This window comes from Bacteroides timonensis, assembly GCF_000513195.1.
Taxonomy (GTDB): Bacteria; Bacteroidota; Bacteroidia; order Bacteroidales; family Bacteroidaceae; genus Bacteroides; species Bacteroides timonensis.
Map to the genome: position 1 here is coordinate 41,596 of NZ_CBVI010000028.1, position 20,536 is coordinate 62,131.

Sequence of the window (20,536 nt, forward strand, 5' to 3'; positions counted from 1 at the left end):
TTTGTATGCAAATAGTATGTTGCTAAATACAATTTCAATTCATAGTTAATAACCAACAAATTTAAAAAGCCATGTATAAATATTCTAAAGATGGGGTTTCCGTACTCACTGTATTAGATAAAAGGAAACAAAAGATGAATGGATTATTCCCCATAAAAGTACAAGTTATCCACAACAGAAGGCAGAAATATTATTCTACCGGACAAGAAGTTTCCATTAAAGACTGGGAAGCATTACCACACACCAAAAGCCGGCACCTATCCGAAATACGACGTAATATCGAAAACAGTTTTTCTCTAATCAGGCAGCAAGTTGAATTTCTGTCTTTTCAGGGTGAATTTCATTTTGACATCTTAAATGCACGCTTAGGTAGATATTCTGATTTTTCAGTGAATGCTTTATTTCATAAGAAGTTAGAGGAGTTAAAGGAAAATGGACAAGCCAATACTTATCTGTCTTATAAAGGTTCATTAAATAAAATAGAACAGTTTGCAGGAAAGCACATTTCTTTTCATGAAATTACCATCAACTGGTTAAACCGTTTTGAACATCACTTATCCGCATTAGGAATCAGTTACTCCAGCATGGGATTTTATTTCAGGAATCTCAAATGTATTCTCAATATAGCACGTAAAGATGGTATCATCAAAGAAAGTCAGTATCCTTTTGGAAAAGGAAAGTATGAAGTACCCACTGGATGTGGACGCAAATTGGCATTAAACCTGAAAGAAATAAAGAAAATTATTACTTATAATGATGGAACCCAAAAGACTGAAATTTATCGTGATCTGTGGTTCTTCTCTTATTTATGTAATGGCATTAATTTTCGTGATTTATTATACTTACAGTACTCCAACATCATCAATGGAGAAATCTGCTTCATACGTGCAAAAACAGCCCGAAACACCAAACACAGTAAGATTATTCATGCAGTTATCACGCCCGAAATGCAAAAGATAATAGAGAAATGGGGAAATCCACCTAAGTCACCTGAAACTTATATTTTTCCTTTCGCTACCGGAAAAGAAAATCCGTTTGAAAGAGTAAAACTGGTAAGGGAGGTTGTAACCGAATGTAATCAGATACTTTACAAAATTTCCCATAAGACAGGCATTCCACGCGTCACAACCTATTCAGCGCGTCATTCATTTGCAACAGTATTAAAGCGCAGTGGTGTCAACATTTCCTACATATCTGAAAGCCTTGGGCATTCCAATTTAGCTATTACCGAAAACTATCTCGCAAGTTTTGAAGCTGAAGAAAGGAAAAAGAATTCAATACTCTTAACAAGGTTCGATCTATAAAACAAATATGTATATGTAAATAGCATGTTCCGTAGTGACGGGCAAAAACTATTTCCATCTCTTTCTTTTCACAAGATCAAAATAATAACTGCTTTTCATAGACAGAGTTTAAAATGATGTATTGATATTATGTAAAAACAATCAAATCATGAACAACTCAAAAAGAATCTTAGGTGAAATCCCTTGTTAATTTAAGTCTAATTTTAAAAAGTAGTTTAATGAAAAAGAAAGAACACATTTTAAGATCGCTATTGTGGCGGTTTTTCCTCGTTCTGTTTGCATTTTCTATGAGTTTTAATCTATATGCTCAGGAAATAACAACAACTGGTACGGTTGTCGATCAAAATGGGGAACCTCTAATTGGAGTAACGGTTTCCGTTATGAAAGGTAGTAATGGAACAATTACTGATATTGATGGTAACTTCTCTATTAAATGTAACAAAGGTGCTACATTGAAATTTAGCTATATTGGATATAAGGACGCAACGCAGGTGGCAATGGGTACTAAAATGAATATAGTACTAACGGAAGACGCCCAGGCATTGGATGAAGTTGTAGTCATAGGTTACGGTACGGTAAAGAAGAGAGATTTGACAGGTGCTATCTCCACTGTAAATGCCAAAACGATTGAAGAACGTCAACCGACTGATATCTTTCAAGCATTACAGGGGGAAGTGTCCGGTCTGCAGATTTCCAATAACTCAGGTGCTCCTGGAGATACAGGTACTATGCTGATTCGTGGTGCTTCTACTATGGGATCAGGTGTTACTCCGTTATACATTGTAGACGGTGTGGCAGTAGATAATATTTCTACTATCAATCCTGCCGACATTGAAAGCATGGAAATTTTGAAAGATGCTGCTTCAGCCGCTATTTATGGTTCCCGTTCAGCTGCTGGTGTAATTATCATCAGTACTAAACGTGGTAAAGAAGGTGCTCCTGCCAGAATTTCAGTGAAGTATAACCACTCAATGAAGAAGCTAGGACATAAGATTGATCAGGCAAATGCATTTGAACGTTATTTGAAAGAAAGAGCCGGTAATGCAGGAACTTCTTTATGGAAAACCAGTAATGACTCTTTGCATCCCAACTTCATGGCTGATAATGACTATCAGGATTTGATTACTCGTATGGCTCATTCTAACCAGGTTGATATTAATATCAGTGGTGCAAAGAATAAAATGAGTTATTATACAAGTATCGGCTATTTGAACGAGCAAGGTATTGTACTAAATAGTTATTTGAATCGTGTAACTTCCAGAACTAACGTTGATTTCGCTGTGTCGGATCGTTTCAAATTAATGAGCCGTTTCAATGTGGCTTATACTGATAAGAATAACATCAATACCGGTGGTGTAATCAATCAGGCATTACGTCGTCCGCCACAAATGGCACTTTACTTTCCTGACGGATCTTATGTATATAATAATGGTGGTCAGTTCAATCCGATAGCTGATGCTTATGAACGTGTTAATAAAAGTGTTTCCTACTCAGTTTCTTTGTATCAGGGAGCGGAATTTCAGCTTATGAAAGGCTTGATCTGGTCTGCCAATGTACAGGGTGAATTGAAAGTTAACCGTAATGACCAGTTGATCCGTGGAGATTTAGTTTCTTCAGGTATCAGTTCCGGTTCTAATGATGCAAAAATCCCTCGCAAATTATCTGCGGAAACTTACATTAACTTTGCCAGAGATTTCAAAGATCATTCAGTAGGCGCTATGTTCGGTACCAGTGTCGAGGATTGGCGTGATGAAACATTCCACTTAGAAGGTAGCGATTATGTATCAGAATCGATCCTTACTTCTAACGCTCAGCAGGTGAAAGACCTGACAAAAACTAAGACTACTTATGAAAGTCATGCTATGGCATCTTTTTTCGGACGTGTAAACTATAGTTATAAAGGAAAATATATATTTACGTCAAATCTTCGTTATGATGGTTCTTCACGTTTTGTTGGTAACCGTTGGGGATTATTCCCGTCTGCATCTGTTGCATGGCGTGCTTCTGATGAATTCTTCTTTGACTGGGCAAAACCTGTACTGACTGATGCTAAATTCAGACTTAGCTGGGGTACAAATGGTAATGAACGTGTAGGTAACTATGAATCAATTAACCAATATAATATTGGTTCATATTATAATGGCGTCATCGGAGTTACTCAAACGGATAAGCTGGCCAACCTTGATTTGAGTTGGGAATCGACGGAACAAACTAATATTGGTTTGGATGTGACATTACTTGACGGACGAGTTTCTTTAGTGGCAGAATATTATATCAAGAAGACTAAAGATTTGTTGGCCGATGAAGTTATCCCTTCAGAATTAGGTGTTAGTAGTATGCGTGTCAATATGGGTAATATTGAGAATAAAGGTATTGAGCTGACAATAAATGCAACTCCTGTTCAACTTCGTGATTTTTCATGGCAGACCACTCTTACCTATACTAAAAACAAGAATAAAGTATTAAAGCTATCGGAAGGCAAGAGCTTTGTGGAAGATGGTAAATACTTAATTGAAGAAGGTTCGCCTTTGGGACAATGGTTCGGCCAAAAAGCCTTGGGTATTTATGCCACAGATGAAGCAAATGCATATATCAAGAATAGCGACGGTTCATTTGGTGACCGCTTGATTCCTGTGTATCAAAGAGATCCGAATAACTATAATAACTATATTTATGGTTCTAACGGTAAACCCATTTTCTCACACTATGAGACAAAAGGTGGTCAGAAATATGCAGGTGATGTAGGTCAAATGACTACCGCTGGTTCGGTGAGCAAAGGTGGTGATATAATCTGGGATGATTTGGATCATGATGGTGTAATTGGTGATTCGGACAGACGTATTTTGGGTAATGGTATGCCTACATGGTATATGGGATGGACTAACTATTTGAATTACAAGAATTTTTCATTATCCTTCTCGTTCTATGGAAGTTTTGGCAACAAGATTTATAATAAACAACGCCGTGACCTGTTACAAAATTCATCATCGAATATGACTCCATTAGCAAGAGACTGTTATCGTTTGTGGAAATATCAGGGACAAATAACAGAAGTTTATAGTAGTGCCAAAGCAACAACTGGTGTAAACAATGCGCGTGAACTTTCTTCTTTCTTCCTGGAAGATGGCGACTATATTCGCCTTACAAATACTCGTTTAGCTTATAGGGTTGACCGTAATCTTATCAAACGGTTCCATATCTCCGATCTTCAGTTGTATGTATATGGAAACAACCTTCTGACTTGGACAAAATACAAAGGATTTGATCCGTCAAGTATTTCCAATAGCAATGTGCTGCGTCCGGGTATTGATAACGGACGATATCCTACCGCAAGAGAAATTGGTTTCGGACTAAATGTTAACTTTTAACTTGTAACAACTTATGAAAAGATTAAAATATTTACTGATCGCTGGTGTCAGTCTGCTGCTCACTTCTTGTGAGAACTTCTTAGACAGACAACCCGAAAGTTCGCTGTCGGGCGAAACTTTCTGGACTTCGGAACAGGATTTGAAAACCTGGAATGCAGGTATGTATGACGGTCTGCAATCTACCTTACGTACAAACTGGTTCTATTGGGGCGAACTTCGTTCCGGTGTATATGCAGAACGCGGTACGGCTTACGACCGTAACTTACTATACAATGGTTTGAATTCTCAGTCGGGCTCTTCCAGTTGGAGTGATCTTTATAAAACAATTTATCGTGCGAATGCGGCTATTAAGCATATTCCCACCAGCCCTATAGGCAGTTCTGTATCTGCTCCATATTTAGGTCAGGCTTATGCAATGCGTGCATTGATGTATTTTTATGCTATACGTGTATGGGGCGGCGTACCTAAAATCACTGAACCCATGGAAGATGTCTCTTCGCAGGAACGATATTATGGAAGGACTTCTGTAGAAGAATTGAAAGCTTTTATTCTGGAAGATATAGAGAAAGCATTAGAACATATTGGTGCTTCTACAGATATGTCTAGTGCCAGTAAGTACTATTTAAACCGCGGAGCTATTATGGCATTGCGTGTAGATGTATTGATGTGGTATAAGGAATATGACAAAGCGCTCGTAGCTGCTAATGACTTACTGACAAACTATAAATATAGTCTTGAACCGGCATCTACCTATTCCAGTATGTTTTTGAATCCATCAAGTTCTAAAGAAATGATATTCAATCTTTTCTGGAACTATGAAGAAGACAGCAACGGCTTTGGATATGCTCAGGAACTTGCGTCAGGTTCAAACACCATCCGATATCATCCGACAAAAGCATATTATAAGGAATTGGTATCCCGTAAGAGAGAAGATAACCGCGTCACTATGATTATGGATACATTTGCTATCAGCTATTTCATTACTCCTGACGAGATGATAGACGAATCGTATGAAAAAGCAATGAACGGTGATTATGGTAATGCCGCTAATTTCCAGATTAAATGCCCGAAATTCACAGAATACGGAGCAACTGCTAATGATGGCAGGCCCGGATATTCCTATGTTGCTAACGGATCATGTTCTACCCATATGCCAATTTATCGCTTAGCAGATATCTTGTTGCTAAAAGCTGAAGCTTTAGTATTAGGTACGCATAAAGATTATCAAGGCGCGATTAATATCGTCAATCAAATACGTGAACGTGCAGGTTGGGAAAATACTGCAGTTTTAGAGGATTACCCAACCGAAAAAGATTTGATTAAGTTGATTATCGATGAACGTACCATTGAGCTTTGGGCAGAAGGTAAACGTTGGTTTGATTTGGTACGCAATGATATGGTAAAAGAATATTTAGATCCATATTTGCAGAATGAAGACTTGGGTGATCAGAGAATTCCGGAAGGTTTTGTTATTGGTGCTGAGAAAGAAGCTAATCAGATTGGTGGTTACGGCAGAATTTTGTGGCCTCTGAATCAGGATGTATTCCGTAAGAATCCATCTATGAGAGGACAACAGAACAAACCTTATGAAGAATAACAATAATGTTTTAAACAATAATGAATATGAAAATCTTTAGATATTTTATAAGTCTGGCCTTATTTTGCATTTCACTGAGTTCATGCACCTTGTTTGACCTTGATTTTCAAAGCAACGAGGAATATGAAGCAAAAAAAGCGGATAATAAGGTAAATATGACAATCTGGGAATTTATCCAGAGCCGTCCTGATATATTCAGTTCTTTAATTGAAGGTATTCAGTATGCAGGAATTGAAGACTTGTATAAAGAAGCAGGAAATACGCATATATTGCTGACCAATAGCGCTCTTAGCAGTGGGGATAATTGTTTTTGGAAGAAAAATCCGGTGATGCTTCCAGGAACTACGGAAGCCGCAGCTGCTACTGCATGGGAGCAATATGACAAGAAAGTGGTAAAAGAATTACTGACTTATCATATTGTAAGAGGAGAATGGTCATATTTTAATATAGATTCTTCGGACCGTTGGATCGGGACTTATGGAGAAGGTAGCTTTTCCTACAATAAAGATGGTCAGACACTTCAAGGAGATACTGCAGTAATGTGTGTCAAGGCCGGACATGACCGTAACCTGCCGCTTCAATTGAATAATTTTGAATGGAATTTTAGAGGATTGTTAGCTGCATCTTCCGGTAGTTGTCGCACCACTAACATTCATGCACGTGATGGTTATATCCATGTATCTGACTGGTGGCAACCTCGCCCATCGAGATATTTTTTGGGTCAAGAATAAATTAATAATATAGAAACGTATGAAAAAACTAATATTCAATATTGCTATATTAATATGTGTGATCTTCACTTCCTGTTCAGACGATGACAGTGTAAATATTGTTTCATTGAACACTTTCGGCACAAAGTTTTGCCGTAATGATGTGGTGAAAGTATTTGTTTCTGCCGAACTCAGTGATGATACAGATGTTAGTTATGAATGGGGATGCGATGGTGGAAGCATGACAAATCCTCAAGGACTATTTGAGAATGTATGGAAAGCTCCGAATGAAGCCGGAACTTATGAAATTTGGTGCACGGTGAAATGTGGTGGTAAGAAAGAAACCCGTCGTTCCAAAATGACTGTACTGGATGAACTGTTTTACTCTAACTTTGAGACTCCTTATTATAATGAAGGCTGGTCCAATGCATCTATGACAGTAGCATTTGACGCTAATAAGGGAACGAATGGTGCAGTTAAATTAACTTCCACTAAAGCTGACGGACGTTTTGCCCGTAGCTGGAATAATGTATCTGTTCCTTTCTCCACACAAGTGGACTATGCAGTAAATGCTTGTCCTTCAGATAATAATTTTGCAGAGATCCGTATTGAATTTGCCCGTATCAATAATGCCACGTTTTATGTAACTAAGGCATGCTTTACGACCTATCCCAAAACAGGAGCATGGAAAGCAACTTATACAACAACCAATGTGACAACAGGAAAGACGGAAGATATTACAATAGATGAAGGTACGGATACGGCAAACTTTAAGTTTAAAAAGGATGCTTTCAAAACTATTGCGGTATCAATCGATGCAAATAAGAAATTCATTGTTTACTATGATGGCAAGAAATATTTTGAGAGCAGTGCATTAGCCAGTGTGCAGGATCAATATTATGTATCCCGCTCTGGTTTCGGATTGGACAACAAAGTCGTTATTTTTGCCGATAATCTATTTGTATTTGATAATGGTACAATCTGCACAGCCGCACCTCGTGAAAGATAAATAATCAATCTCATTCATTTAAAAAGGAGAGAATATTAGACATACATATTGTGTTTGAATATTCTCTCTTTTTATTAATATTATAAAGATATGAAACATCGTATTCTGATTTTATTATCAGCTATTCTGATTTCACTGGTGGGAACAGCACAGGACAATGTGGCAGGAGTTATCCTGAATGAAAAGGGTAAACCGGCCAAAAAGATAAAAATGCGGGTAAAGGGGCGCATGAAGATGCTTTCCACTTCATCAAAAGGTACATTTGAACTGGATAATGTGAAAACAGGCGATACACTGTTGGTATATCCTAACAGGAAGTTGGTGGCTTATGTGCCTATGTCGGGAATTCCAACCTATACCATACATCTGGGGAAGAATTCATTGCGCTATGCCACGAATGAAAAAACAATAACCTGCATGTATCAGGAAATACCGGAACAAACCTATAATAGCAATATTATCACTTATGAGAGAATCCGGCAATTAGACGTCAACAATTTAATAGATTTGCTGCGAGGTAATATTGCCGGATTGCAGATTAATTATTCAAACGGACAAATGAAGGCTTCAATACGGGGAAGTTCATCTTTTGCCCTCAGTACCGAACCGCTTTTCATTATAGGCGGAACCGAATATAATTCATTGGAGGAAGCCAATAATGCAGTGTCAGTAGAAGATATACAAGAAGTTGAGATTAAAAAAGATGGCTCTGAATATGGAATGAAAGGAGCTAATGGCGTTATCATCATACGGATAAAATAATCCTTCGTTAACTCTTCTGCCATGAAAAACATCTTAAACTGATTCTCCCATAAAATGAAGTTATTTTTGGGGAAATTATTATCTATTGCAATAAAAATGCAAGCTTTTGAGATGCAACTGATATTAGGTTAATAAATTCATTCCTTTCTTTGTATTGTTGTTAGTCTAACCACATTATGAATGTTCTAATACTGATTTTATAGCTATGTATATTATTTTTTTATATACATATGCTATGGTTTATGTAATAGAAATGTTTAATAATAAAACGAGAAAGCGTTGGAAAAATGCTTTGTTTATTTAAGTCTAATCAAAAAAAGTAATTTTAATGAAAAAGAAAGAACACTTGTCGAAATCGCTGTTATGGCGTATTTTGTTGGTACTGTTGAGCTTCTCTTTTGGTACTATAGTACATGCTCAGAATATAACAGTAACAGGAAGCGTAGAGGATCAGAATGGTGAACCGTTAATTGGAGTGACAGTTGCAGAATTGAACACTACTAACGGAGCAATTACTGACATTGATGGTAATTTTTCTATTAAATGTGTTAAAGGCTCGACTCTGAAGTTTAGTTATATTGGCTATAAGGATGTAACTAAAGTCGTTACTGAAAGTAATCTGAAAATTGTATTGACTGAAGATTCACAAGCTTTAGATGAAGTAGTTGTAGTAGGGTATGGTACGCAGAAAAAGGGAAGTGTGACGGGCAGTGTAACTAGTGTTGATGCCAAAGCTATTGAAGATTTTCCATCAGCTAATCTGTCTTCAGCATTAGCAGGACGCCTTTCAGGTGTATATATAACTCAAGGAACAGGTAAACCGGGAACTTCAGCCTCTTTTAGTGTACGCGCTAAAGGTACTCCTAACAATTCTGACCCACTATATGTTATTGATGGAGTAGTAAGGGATAAGATGGCGTTTGACGCACTGGATGCCAGTGAGGTGGCTAATATATCAGTATTGAAAGATGGTGCATCGGCAGCAGTTTATGGTGCCCGTGCTGCTAATGGTGTTGTATTGATTACCACAAAGAAAGGTGGAAATGCGAAACCAACTATCAATTATACTGGTACGGTAGGTATCGATGTAGCTGCTATGATTCCGGAGACGCTTAGTGCTTATGAACATGCTGTTTATTTGAATGACCGTGCTATACAGGGTTATCTTAACAATGCCATTTGGAATCCGAATGTAGAACAGCAAGATCCGACTACCAAGTCTTCTTGGTATACAGATGACGAGTTGGCACATTTCAAAACAACTGATTATAGTTTTCTGGATGATGCATGGAAAACTCCATGGTCTACTCGTCATGCTATCAATATTACCGGAGGAACCGAAAAAGTACGTTATTTTATCGGTGGTTCTTATTTCTATAATGTAGGTTCATTTGATAATTTGAAGTATTCTAAATATAATTTCCGTGCTAGTATTGATGCTGATATCAGTAAGAATTTTACAGTTGGTTTGAATATCAGTACAGATAATCGTAAAGATACCAAACCTAATTGGAAATCCGACGGTGACCGTGATCGTATGAATGACTTATACAAGGGATTATTGCTCCGTACCAAGATGATTCCAAGTATGATTGATGGAATGCCAGTAGGTAACTTTATTGAATGGCATCCGTTAATGCTTATTAGCGAAGAATCGGGTTTACATACTAAGAAATGGCAAAATGTTAATGTCAATGCGACTGCGGAATATCGAGTTCCCTTTGTAAAAGGTCTGAAACTGAAAGTACAGTATAACCGTACATTGGATAATCGATTAATTAAAAAGGTGAACTTCCCGTATGAAATGTATAATTTCCAGACTGCCGGAACGAACAATCATTATATTGACCCGAGTAATGTAGTAGTATCTACCAAAACTCGTGATGACGGTAACTATGTATTTAAAGAAAACCAGTTGGCAGAAGAATATCAATTAAACCTATTTGTAACTTATGACCGTAAGTTTGGTAACCATGATTTAAGTGCATTATTTGTTTATGAACAATCTGAAGGTGATAGTGAGAAATTTGATGCACAGCGTAATAAACTAATCACTTGGGAAATGCCGGAATTTTTCGGTGCAAGTGGTGATGCTTCTGAATCTATTGTTGGAGCTGGCTCTGTAAGTGAAAGTGGCCGCCTTTCCTACGTAGGGCGTCTGAACTATGCTTATGCAGACAAGTATCTACTGGAAGCTGCATTCCGTGTCGATGGTTCTACAAAATTTGCTCCTGATCAACGCTGGGGTTTATTCCCCTCTGTTTCAGCAGGATGGCGTATTTCCAGTGAACCTTTCTTCTCAGAGAATATCAAGTTTATTGATTATATGAAACTGCGCGGTTCTATTGCTACATTAGGTAATGATGCTATTGGCGGTTGGCAATGGATGGCTCGTTACGGAATTACTACAGGTGCCGTATTCAATGGTTTATCTTATGGATTGGAGCCTAAGGAAGTTCCTAATCCTAAATTGACTTGGGAGAAATCAACTTCTTACAACATCGGTTTTGATAGCCGTTGGTTTAGAAATAAATTTGATTTCAGCTTTGAATATTTCTATAGACGTACATACGACATTCTTGATAATCTGAATGTGAGTGTACCTACTACATTTGGTGCATCTTTGCCAAAAGAGAACTATTCGGAGGTTAAATCCCGTGGTTTCGAAGTAGAACTGGGGTACAATGACAGAATCGGTAAATTGGACTATTATTTAAGAGGTAACTTTAGTTTTGCAAACAGCTGGTGGTCCAAGAAAGATGAAGCAGAAAATATCCGGGCATACAAATCTGAAATCGGTCAGTCATTGAGCCGTGAATGGGGATTTGAATGTATTGGAATGATTCGTACCGAGGAACAGTTACAGCAATATATGGAAGAAAATCCGAATATGACTATTAAAGGACAGAAACCCGGTTTAGGTATGTTGATATACAAAGATGTACGTGGCCCTGAGAGTGATGAACCGGATGGTATCATTACAGATGATGACAAAGTTGTTATTATTGAAAATAAAGTAGCTCCTATCACTTATGGCTTCACGATTGGCGGTAAATGGAAAGGGTTCATGCTTGATATATTCTTCCAAGGTATGGCCGGTCATAAGAAGTTGATGGATTTCCGTGGTAATGGTATCAATGCCCATACAAGTACATTCAAATATTATAATGACCACTGGACCCCGGAGAATACAAATGCTTCAATGCCGGGCGCTACACAGTATAAGAATAATGAAGCTTCTTCCTTTTGGGTACGTAATGCTTCTTTCTTGCGTTGCAAAAATATATCCATATCTTATGATTTGCCGAAGACATTTGTTCAGCGGATAGGTATTGAGAAAGCAAGACTTTTCCTGAATGGTACAAATCTCTTCTTATTACAGGATAAAGTAAAATGGATGGATCCCGAAGCAACGAGTATTTCAGACTATCCTGTTATGAGAAACTTCTCATTTGGTTTGAACCTAACGATCTAATTATATAAAAAAACACTTGAATATTATGAAATCAAAACATATAATAGCTATTACAGCATTGACATTTGCAAGCTTGACTAGCTGTACTTCCGTATTGGATAAAGATGACCTGACAGCTGTCAGCGAAAAGGCAACATGGAATAGTGAAATTCTGGCTACAGCTTTTTTGGATAAATGCTACAAAGATAATCTACCATCATTTAGTGGTGATTATTCTAAATATAGTGATGAAGGCAACGGAGGTGGTGATTTTATTCATGGCCGATTGACGGCGGTAGCTACTGCCGGAGGTCCGTTAGGAGAACATTGGCCTTATGACAAGATATATACTATCAATGTTTTGTTAACAAGTATTGATGGAGGTAGTTTGTCCGAGGACATCCGGAACCGTATAAAGGCACAAGCGCTTTTCTTACGTGCTTATCAGTATTTTGAGATGGTAAAAATTTATGGAGGTGTACCTTTGATTTTAACTCCGCAGGACAGACATAGTGACGATTTGTATGTTACTCGGAATACAGCAAAAGATTGTATTGACCAGATAGTGAAAGACCTTGATGATGCAGCGGCTTCATTGCCCAGTATTTGGGGTGAAAATGACTTTGGACGTATCACCAAAGGAGCAGCTATGGCTTTCAAAGGACGTGTGTTGATGACTTATGCCAGTAAGCAATTTAATCCGAACAATGACCGTACCCGTTGGCAGACAGCATACAATGCCTGCTTAGCGGCCCAAAAGGAACTGTCAGAGAACGGACAACGTGCTTTACATCCTGTTTATAAGGAGATATGGACAAAAGAAACTACCTCTGAGACTGTAATCACTACCCGTTTTCTCGATCCGGTGCGTACACACAATTTCATGGCAGGACTTCGTCCGTTGGAGTTTTCGGTAGGAGCTACCGGTAACCACCATCCTACATTGGATATGGCACTTGCTTTCCCAATGGCTGATGGTACTACTCCAGGAGTAGATGTAGATGGTGATGGTGTGAAGGAAGCTTTTGATCCTACTGCTACTGACGCTACCGGCATGTTCTGGTTGAACCGTGATCCCCGTTTCTACGATATCATCGTTTACAATGGTGCTGAATATCCATTGAATGGTATGCCGGAATGGTTTCAAGGTTGTATGTATACTTACAAAGGTGGCGAAGATACTCACAGTCCGACTGGCACAGGATTTTATTCATGCAAGTTTTCTATCCCTGAAAAGACAGCTACTGAAGCCAAGGATCACGGTGACATGGACTGGATTGAAATGCGTTATGCAGAAGTGTTATTGAATCTTGCTGAATGTGCTGCGGAAGTAGGAAATAAATCTGATGAAGTTTATACTATCCTGAAAGATATTCGTAAAAGAGCCGGTATAACGGCCAATGCGGACGGGCTCTATGGTTTAAAAGTAAATATGAGCCAACAAGAATTAGTTGATGCCGTTCTCTATGAACGCCGCATTGAATTGGCTTATGAGGGCAAACGTTTCTGGGATTTGCTTCGTCGCAAAATATTCTCTGATATGCAAGGATATTCCCGTTACAGAATTGAAATACAAGTGAAGAATGAATATGCTACTATGGCACGAAGAGATTTTATAACTATGATAAAGAGCGATCCGGAATTGATGACAAAGAATTATTTTAAGTATTTCACTACTCAAACCTGGAGAATTGACGAAACCTATCAATGGGACGTAAAAGACAGCTATTATTTCCAAGGATTGGCTCGTAAACATTTCGAACAGAATCCGAAATTGCAACAGACTATTGGTTGGGAAAGTGGTGACTTTGATCCATTAAAATAGTATACCAAAATACAGAATCTCTTAATTAAGGTATTTAGTTAAACCAATATTGAGCAAACTTTTACTCTCAGTAGTAGAAGTTTGCTCTTTTTTTACAAGCTTTTGAGACAATCTATATAATGGAAATCATTTTTTTCCTTTTCCTTTGTTACACCATTAATTAACTTTATTGAATAAGACAAAGAATGAAGAACATTTATTATCTACTATGCCTTCTTTTCCCCTTATCCATTATGGGGCAGGAATCAACAGGCAAAAGCCAGTGGGTTTATTCGGATGCTAACGGAAAGTTAGTGTATAAAGCCACTAAGAGAGGTGACCGGATTATCGACTTTTCACATGCCGGATATAAGGGCGGTGGTGTAACCTTGCCATACGTTCCGGCAAAACTGACCGTACATCCTTTAGGAGAAAATGAAGATTGCACGGATTATATTCAAAAAGCCATTGATATGGTTTCCGCACTTCCCAAAGATGCCGATGGCTTTCGGGGTGCAGTTCTGTTGGCACCGGGACGTTACGTATGTAACCGTTCTCTTCAGATAATGACAGATGGTGTCGTATTGCGCGGTAGCGGAAGTGATCCGAGTGGAAGCGTTATCGTCATGACCGGAGATAAGCATACAGCAATCGTGGTGAATAACGGCATCCGCCAACGTGCGGGTAATCGTTTAGGCGAAGCTGCTCCGGATGAAAAAAGCATAAAGGTGACTGACAAGTACATCCCTGCCGGTTCATATCGTTTGACGGTAACTGATGTTTCCGAACTTTCTGTCGGCGACAATATAGAAATACGCAAACCCGTAACCGAAAAATGGATCAAATATATGAAAATGAATGATTTGGTTCGTGACGGAAAACCTCAGACCTGGATAAAGGCAGGACGACAACTGATTGCCGAACGGACCATTGCAGGTATTGAAGGAAATACAATTGTGCTGAGTGTCCCGCTGGTAGACTCTTACGATGCGAAATTCACCGATGACAATACTACATTGGTAGTGACCAATAACATACAACGCCTCCGTCAGTGCGGTGTGGAGAATCTGCGCATCGAGTCACCCGCACAAGCGGTCAATCACGGGAAAGCATTATATTATGCACTAAGAATCAACGGAGAAGACTGTTGGGCAAAGGACATCAATGCATTGGAAACCATGGAGAGTATAGGTGTAGGCGGGCGACGAATTACTTTGCAGCAGATTAACGTAATCAGAAGGGCTTTGCACCAGGGAGCTTCCAAACCGGCGGAGTTTGCACCGAACGGAGGACAAATTCTGATTGACCGTTGTTCGGTAGAGGGAGATAACATCTGGTTTGTGGCACTTGGCGCCGGACAAACAGGGCCTATTGTATTCCTTAATTGCAACTTCAAAGGAAATGGCCGTATAGAAGGACATCAACGCTGGAGTACAGGTTTATTGCTTGACAATTGTAATTTACCGGGCGGAGGTATTGATTTCAAGAACCGTGGTTCCATGGGTTCCGGTCATGGTTGGGGCACAGCCTGGTCTGTTGCCTGGAATTGCTTGGCGAAGAGTTATGTAAATCAGATTCCCCCGGGCACTTATAACTGGGTAATAGGCAGTAAAGGAGAAAGTACTCCGTTGCGTCGTCCCTTCAATCAGTCCGGTCCTACGTTGCCGGTAGGTGTTTTCGACTCGCATGATACTCCGGTTGCCCCTCGAAGTCTTTATCTGGCGCAATTGAAGGAGCGTTTGGGCGAATCTGCATTGCAAGCCATTGGATATGGGGCTACCGTGCAGTTACCTTCCCCTGTCCGTTCCGACTATGTTTTTCAGGGAGGTATGCAAGCCTCTCGCGAGTTAACGGGAAAAGATTATAGAGCTATACACGAATATATGCGTGCCTTGGGTTGGGACTATTCTGAACATCCCAATATCTCGAAAAACGACCATTATGACGGTGTGCATTGTGAAGTTCTTTTTGATGCTGCCCTGCAGCAATATGTTTTCAAATTCACCAATCATGCCAATGCCGGGGCTTTGGACAGTGACCGGGGAAGATTACTGAGTGACCGCCAGCGCAATGAGATGAAAAGCCAGACAAACCATGATTGGTATCATCTGAACGGAAACTGGAACGAGTGGCAACGGCTGGAATGGAAACTCCGCATACCCAAAGGTTTCCAACCCACCACCAAGTTCTGTCATCTTCACCAACTGAAGGCGCAGGAAGGTAATAATGGCGCACCACTCATTACTATCAGTACCCGTTGCGATGAAGACGGAGGGAATAAGCGTGTACAAGTAATTCATACAGGCGACACACGAACGTCCGGCAAGGGTGTTATTATAGACAACCTTCCGCTTGCCGACTTTGAAGATGAATGGATACAAGTGGAGACAGAAATGCATTATACCCATCATGGCACATTCCGCATCAAACTGACCCGTATCAGCGATGGGAAAGTGCTTGCCGACCAATCTTTCGCAGATGTAGACTTATGGAGGAAGGGGGCGACAAGTATCCGGAATAAATTTGGTATTTATCGCAGTCTGGGGCGGAAAATGCAAAGTGCATCCGACAGACCCGATAACGGACTTAAAGATGAAAGCCTACAGTTGGCTGATTTCAAAGTTTATGAAGCGCATACCAATCCGAATCCTCAGCCGCACGACTAATCGTTTTTTCAGAAAATGACCTATAAAAATCATTTTGTCATAGTTGACAAAATGATAATTCTATTGTCTCAGATTCCTTTCTTTCCGCCCAACGGTGGGGGAAAAAGAAAGAACGCAAGCATTCCTTATTAAAGAAGTGCGGAAAGAAAGGAAAAGGGGACAGAATTACAAAAAGGGATGCAATGACTGTTGTATCTTAAATAAAAATAATATCTTTCATGCGCTTTATGTGTGAAAATAATATTTTTCCTCCGAATACTTTCCCGATATAACCAGAAAAGAATATAACCCGATAAGTAAAGGGCTACACCTTATATCCGAGATGGTGTCACCCTTTATGCAATATGGCTACACCCTTTCGGGCATAAGGTGTAGCCTTATCACGAAAAAGAATGTTAGTTTTGCCCGAAAAGAAGGTATGTTAAGGGGAAATACATGGTTTGTTTTGGGTAAACAGACCGTCTGTTCCGGTCAGATAGACCATCTGTTTGGGAAAAACAGATGCTTAGTCTGGCTAAAAGATCGTTTTCTCCTCAAAGCCCTGTTAGAATAATCGCCCATAGTATATCTTTGTGTTGATGAAATGCTATAATCTTTGTCATCTTGAAACAGAGCGATACAATATTACAAGGAAATGAGATAACACTACAAAATGAAGAGAAGAAATCTCCCTTTCTTTACATATCACAAAAAGTAATAAATACATATGAAATCACAACTTGTATCTTTATGTATCGGGAGCTTATGTTTTGTAGGCAGTTACTCCCTTAATGCCCAGGAAAGTTGGCAATCGCAACTCGTTATTCAGGATGAATCTGGAAGCCTGACTTATAAGAAAGATAATGATGGTTTTGTCATTCCGGATTTTAGTCAGGCAGGATACGGGAATGGAAAAGACATTCCTGTGGTCAGTTTGCCGGAACGCACCATTACTCTCAGGCCTCTGGAGGACAAGGAAGCCGACAATACGCAACATATACAGAAAGCCATTGACGAAGTAGGAAAATATGCTTTGGACGCAGAGGGTATCAGAGGAGTCGTATTGCTGAAAGCCGGACGATATAATGTGGACGGGACGTTAAACCTGACATACGACGGAGTCATTTTGCGTGGCGAAGGTAATTGCTTCTCGGACAATGATTCCACGGTTCTCTACGGAAGAAATGCGGCAGAAAAGGCTAAACGGCTTATTTTAATGGGAAATTCCTCTGCGCACAATTGGGGAAATGGGAAAGGTGATGCTCAGGTAAATATTGTAACACAGAAGGTGATGCCCGGCGATTATTCCTTTCAGGTGGAAGATGCAAGCGCCTATCAGGCAGGCGACTTGATTTGTATTAAATATCCTACCACAACAGCTTGGCTGGAAGCAGTCTGGTATGGCGGCAATACAAAGCGCGACACAGATGAAAGCAAGAAATGGAAAACTAAGGATATTGATATTTCCTATCATCGCTACGTCACCAAAGTGGAAGGAAATATGATTGAAGTGGATGCTCCCATATTTTATGCGCTCGACGTACAGTATGCCCAGGCATATATCTACAAGATTTCAAATCCGGGAACAATCCGCCACAATGTAGGCATTGAGAATCTGCACATCTCTTTTGAAAGAAGTCCGGAGAATTCTACGGCTAACGTCGATCAGAATTGTATCTATATGAGTTCGTTGGAGAATTCATGGGTGAAAGGTGTTTCAATGTCCGGTTTTGTTCATGCGGGTATTAAAACGACTTCCACTACGAGGAGTACAATTGAAGATTGCTATGCTATTGATCCCTCCGGACTTTGTACGGGAGGTACGTATTATAATTTTGAGAATTACCATCGTTCACAACTCATCTTATTGAAAAACTGCTATGCCCGTAACGGGCGTCATCACTATATCTCTAATGGCTGTGCCTCCACCAGCGGTATTGTTGTGTTGAATTTCCATTCGGAACTTTCCCTTGCACAAGCTGAGGGACATCGGTTGTGGTCGCAGGGGATTTTGTTTGATAACTGGATGGAATTGGGAACTATAAAATCAAATGCCGGGAAAATAGGTATGTATCTGCGTGACAATATGGGAAGCGGTCACGGATGGGGAGGCACCAACAGCGTATTCTGGAATTGTGATGTACAAGACGGTGCCATTTATCTGGATAAAGTGCCTACGGGACAAAATTATGCTATCGGATGCACTGCTAAGACAATACGGAGATACCGCAACAATATGAGTGAATATACCAATGGATATATAGAAGGGCAGAATCGTAAAGGCTTGCAGCCCGCATCACTCTATGAGGCTCAGAGGGCGGCAAGAGGCATCTCTACGGGGCTAATACCTGAAACAGGCAGAGAAGATATCCCGCACATTATTGTGGAAACAAATCGTGTGAGAGTAAAATCGCTAAAAGATGCATGGATATCTATTTACACGACTCATGGAAGCATGGTGCAGATGCTCAAATCTTCTTCTGACAATTGGGTGGAGAGTATGCCATTGAATGATGATTTTTACGTAGTTCGTGTGCACGAAGCCGGCCAGAAAGCTTATAGCCGGAAGGTTCTGATAAGAACTGTCGGAAAATAATATAATTATAATATCAGCAATAAATTTCTTAACGATTATGACTAAAAGAACTTTTTTCTCACTCCTGTATGCGTTGATATGTACTGTTAGTTTCGGACAGAAATTCGCACATCCCGGAATGTTACACGCGACCTCTGATCTTGAATTCATGAAAGCCAAGATCCTTGCAGGCGAGGAGCCTTGGAAGGAAGCATGGACCCAGCTCAAGTCATCGGAAATTGCTTCGCTCAATTATAAACCGACTCCTTTTAAGGTTGTAGATAACGGACCTTATAATAAACCCGATAATGGAGGGAAAGAGTTTGTACGTGATGGTGCGGCAGCCTATACCATGGCTTTACAATGGTATGTGGAAGGGGATAAAGCTTATGCGGAAAAGGCTATCGAAATATTCAATGCTTGGGCTCAGACTCTTGATTCGGTCGTAAATCACAACCGTCAATTAAAGGTGGGTACGGCGGGAATCAAATATCTCAATGCTGCCGAGATAATAAAACATACTTATAAGGGCTGGAATGCCAAAGATCGTAAAGCATTTGAAGATATGGTCATCAATATCTGGTATCCGGTGATAAAGGATTGGACGCCTCGTTATAATGGCAATTGGGATGCTGCCAACGGACAAACACTTATGTGTATAGGCATTTTCCTTGACCGACGGGATATTTTTGATACTGCCTGTAAGCAGCTTACCGATGGTAATACGAATGGGGCTATCAAAAATTATTTTTATGAAAGCGGACAATGCCAGGAGAGTGGACGTGACCAACAACATGTACAGATGGGCCTTGCTTTCCTTGCTTGTGTCGCTGAAATTGCCTGGAATCAAGATATAGACTTATATGGAGCGTTCGACAATCGCCTCTACAAAGGATTTGAGTATACGGCCCGATACATGTCCGGCGAAGAAGTTCCTCATGTGCAGTATATCACTTGGTTTGGAAAGTCGGTCTATGGACCTGAGATCTCATCCAAACAACGGGAGAAGATCTGTCCTGCCTGGGAACGGGCTTATCATCATTATCATGACCGTAAAGGAATGGATATGCCGTACACTCGTAAGATGATTCAAAAAAGTCGTCCGGAAGGAACGGACAATCAATCGTTTATGCCTTGGGCGTCGCTGACCAGTATAGGTTTCCCTGTCCGATAAGACTTTCCTTTATTGATTATTCTGTAGCGAAGTGCAATAAATAAGACTCCACGAAGAACCCCTGCGGAACGTTTATTTCTCAGGCAAGAAACGTTCATTTCTTGCCTGTGAACATATTGTTCCTTAAAACGGAA

The 20,536-nt window shown here is 39.8% G+C and carries 11 protein-coding genes; all 11 read left to right on the forward strand.

Features of this window, described 5'->3' with window-relative positions; genetic code table 11:
• Nucleotides 1–71 precede the first annotated feature (71 nt).
• Complete coding sequence (locus BN161_RS07570; RefSeq protein WP_044264523.1) at nt 72–1,304, forward strand: site-specific integrase; 1,233 nt, start codon at nt 72–74, stop codon at nt 1,302–1,304.
• A 218-nt stretch (nt 1,305–1,522) separates the two neighbouring features.
• Nucleotides 1,523–4,672, forward strand: a complete 3,150-nt coding sequence (locus tag BN161_RS07575; protein ID WP_044264531.1) for a SusC/RagA family TonB-linked outer membrane protein — start codon at nt 1,523–1,525, stop codon at nt 4,670–4,672.
• 13 nt (nt 4,673–4,685) lie between these two features.
• Complete coding sequence (locus BN161_RS07580; RefSeq protein ID WP_007214630.1) at nt 4,686–6,269, forward strand: RagB/SusD family nutrient uptake outer membrane protein; 1,584 nt, start codon at nt 4,686–4,688, stop codon at nt 6,267–6,269.
• A gap of 26 nt (nt 6,270–6,295) precedes the next feature.
• Nucleotides 6,296–7,000, forward strand: a complete 705-nt coding sequence (locus tag BN161_RS07585) for a hypothetical protein (RefSeq protein ID WP_244436439.1) — start codon at nt 6,296–6,298, stop codon at nt 6,998–7,000.
• A 19-nt stretch (nt 7,001–7,019) separates the two neighbouring features.
• Nucleotides 7,020–7,988 carry a hypothetical protein gene (locus BN161_RS07590; RefSeq protein ID WP_044264544.1) on the forward strand — a complete coding sequence of 323 codons (969 nt, stop codon included), beginning with the start codon at nt 7,020–7,022 and terminating at the stop codon, nt 7,986–7,988.
• A 90-nt stretch (nt 7,989–8,078) separates the two neighbouring features.
• The gene (locus BN161_RS07595; protein WP_044264546.1) at nt 8,079–8,750 is read left to right on the forward strand and encodes a TonB-dependent receptor plug domain-containing protein; all 672 of its coding nucleotides are present in this window, start codon (nt 8,079–8,081) and stop codon (nt 8,748–8,750) included.
• 328 nt (nt 8,751–9,078) lie between these two features.
• On the forward strand, nt 9,079–12,225 hold the full coding sequence (locus BN161_RS07600) for a SusC/RagA family TonB-linked outer membrane protein (RefSeq protein ID WP_044264548.1): 3,147 nt from the start codon (nt 9,079–9,081) through the stop codon (nt 12,223–12,225).
• A 25-nt stretch (nt 12,226–12,250) separates the two neighbouring features.
• On the forward strand, nt 12,251–14,029 hold the full coding sequence (locus BN161_RS07605) for a RagB/SusD family nutrient uptake outer membrane protein (protein WP_044264551.1): 1,779 nt from the start codon (nt 12,251–12,253) through the stop codon (nt 14,027–14,029).
• Between the two features lie 185 nt (nt 14,030–14,214).
• Nucleotides 14,215–16,674 carry a hypothetical protein gene (locus tag BN161_RS07610; protein WP_044264554.1) on the forward strand — a complete coding sequence of 820 codons (2,460 nt, stop codon included), beginning with the start codon at nt 14,215–14,217 and terminating at the stop codon, nt 16,672–16,674.
• Between the two features lie 706 nt (nt 16,675–17,380).
• A complete protein-coding gene (locus BN161_RS07615) occupies nt 17,381–19,249 on the forward strand; it encodes a hypothetical protein (protein ID WP_044264557.1) in 1,869 nt (622 codons plus the stop codon).
• A gap of 37 nt (nt 19,250–19,286) precedes the next feature.
• The gene (locus BN161_RS07620) at nt 19,287–20,402 is read left to right on the forward strand and encodes an alginate lyase family protein (protein ID WP_044264561.1); all 1,116 of its coding nucleotides are present in this window, start codon (nt 19,287–19,289) and stop codon (nt 20,400–20,402) included.
• The last annotated feature ends 134 nt before the right edge of the window (nt 20,403–20,536 follow it).

What these genes read in the sequence shown, in the direction of transcription:
- BN161_RS07570 (WP_044264523.1), top strand. Translation starts at nt 72, where the DNA reads ATGTATAAATATTCTAAAGATGGGGTTTCCGTACTCACTGTATTAGAT.
- BN161_RS07575 (WP_044264531.1), top strand. Translation starts at nt 1,523, where the DNA reads ATGAAAAAGAAAGAACACATTTTAAGATCGCTATTGTGGCGGTTTTTC.
- BN161_RS07580 (WP_007214630.1), top strand. Translation starts at nt 4,686, where the DNA reads ATGAAAAGATTAAAATATTTACTGATCGCTGGTGTCAGTCTGCTGCTC.
- BN161_RS07585 (WP_244436439.1), top strand. Translation starts at nt 6,296, where the DNA reads ATGAAAATCTTTAGATATTTTATAAGTCTGGCCTTATTTTGCATTTCA.
- BN161_RS07590 (WP_044264544.1), top strand. Translation starts at nt 7,020, where the DNA reads ATGAAAAAACTAATATTCAATATTGCTATATTAATATGTGTGATCTTC.
- BN161_RS07595 (WP_044264546.1), top strand. Translation starts at nt 8,079, where the DNA reads ATGAAACATCGTATTCTGATTTTATTATCAGCTATTCTGATTTCACTG.
- BN161_RS07600 (WP_044264548.1), top strand. Translation starts at nt 9,079, where the DNA reads ATGAAAAAGAAAGAACACTTGTCGAAATCGCTGTTATGGCGTATTTTG.
- BN161_RS07605 (WP_044264551.1), top strand. Translation starts at nt 12,251, where the DNA reads ATGAAATCAAAACATATAATAGCTATTACAGCATTGACATTTGCAAGC.
- BN161_RS07610 (WP_044264554.1), top strand. Translation starts at nt 14,215, where the DNA reads ATGAAGAACATTTATTATCTACTATGCCTTCTTTTCCCCTTATCCATT.
- BN161_RS07615 (WP_044264557.1), top strand. Translation starts at nt 17,381, where the DNA reads ATGAAATCACAACTTGTATCTTTATGTATCGGGAGCTTATGTTTTGTA.
- BN161_RS07620 (WP_044264561.1), top strand. Translation starts at nt 19,287, where the DNA reads ATGACTAAAAGAACTTTTTTCTCACTCCTGTATGCGTTGATATGTACT.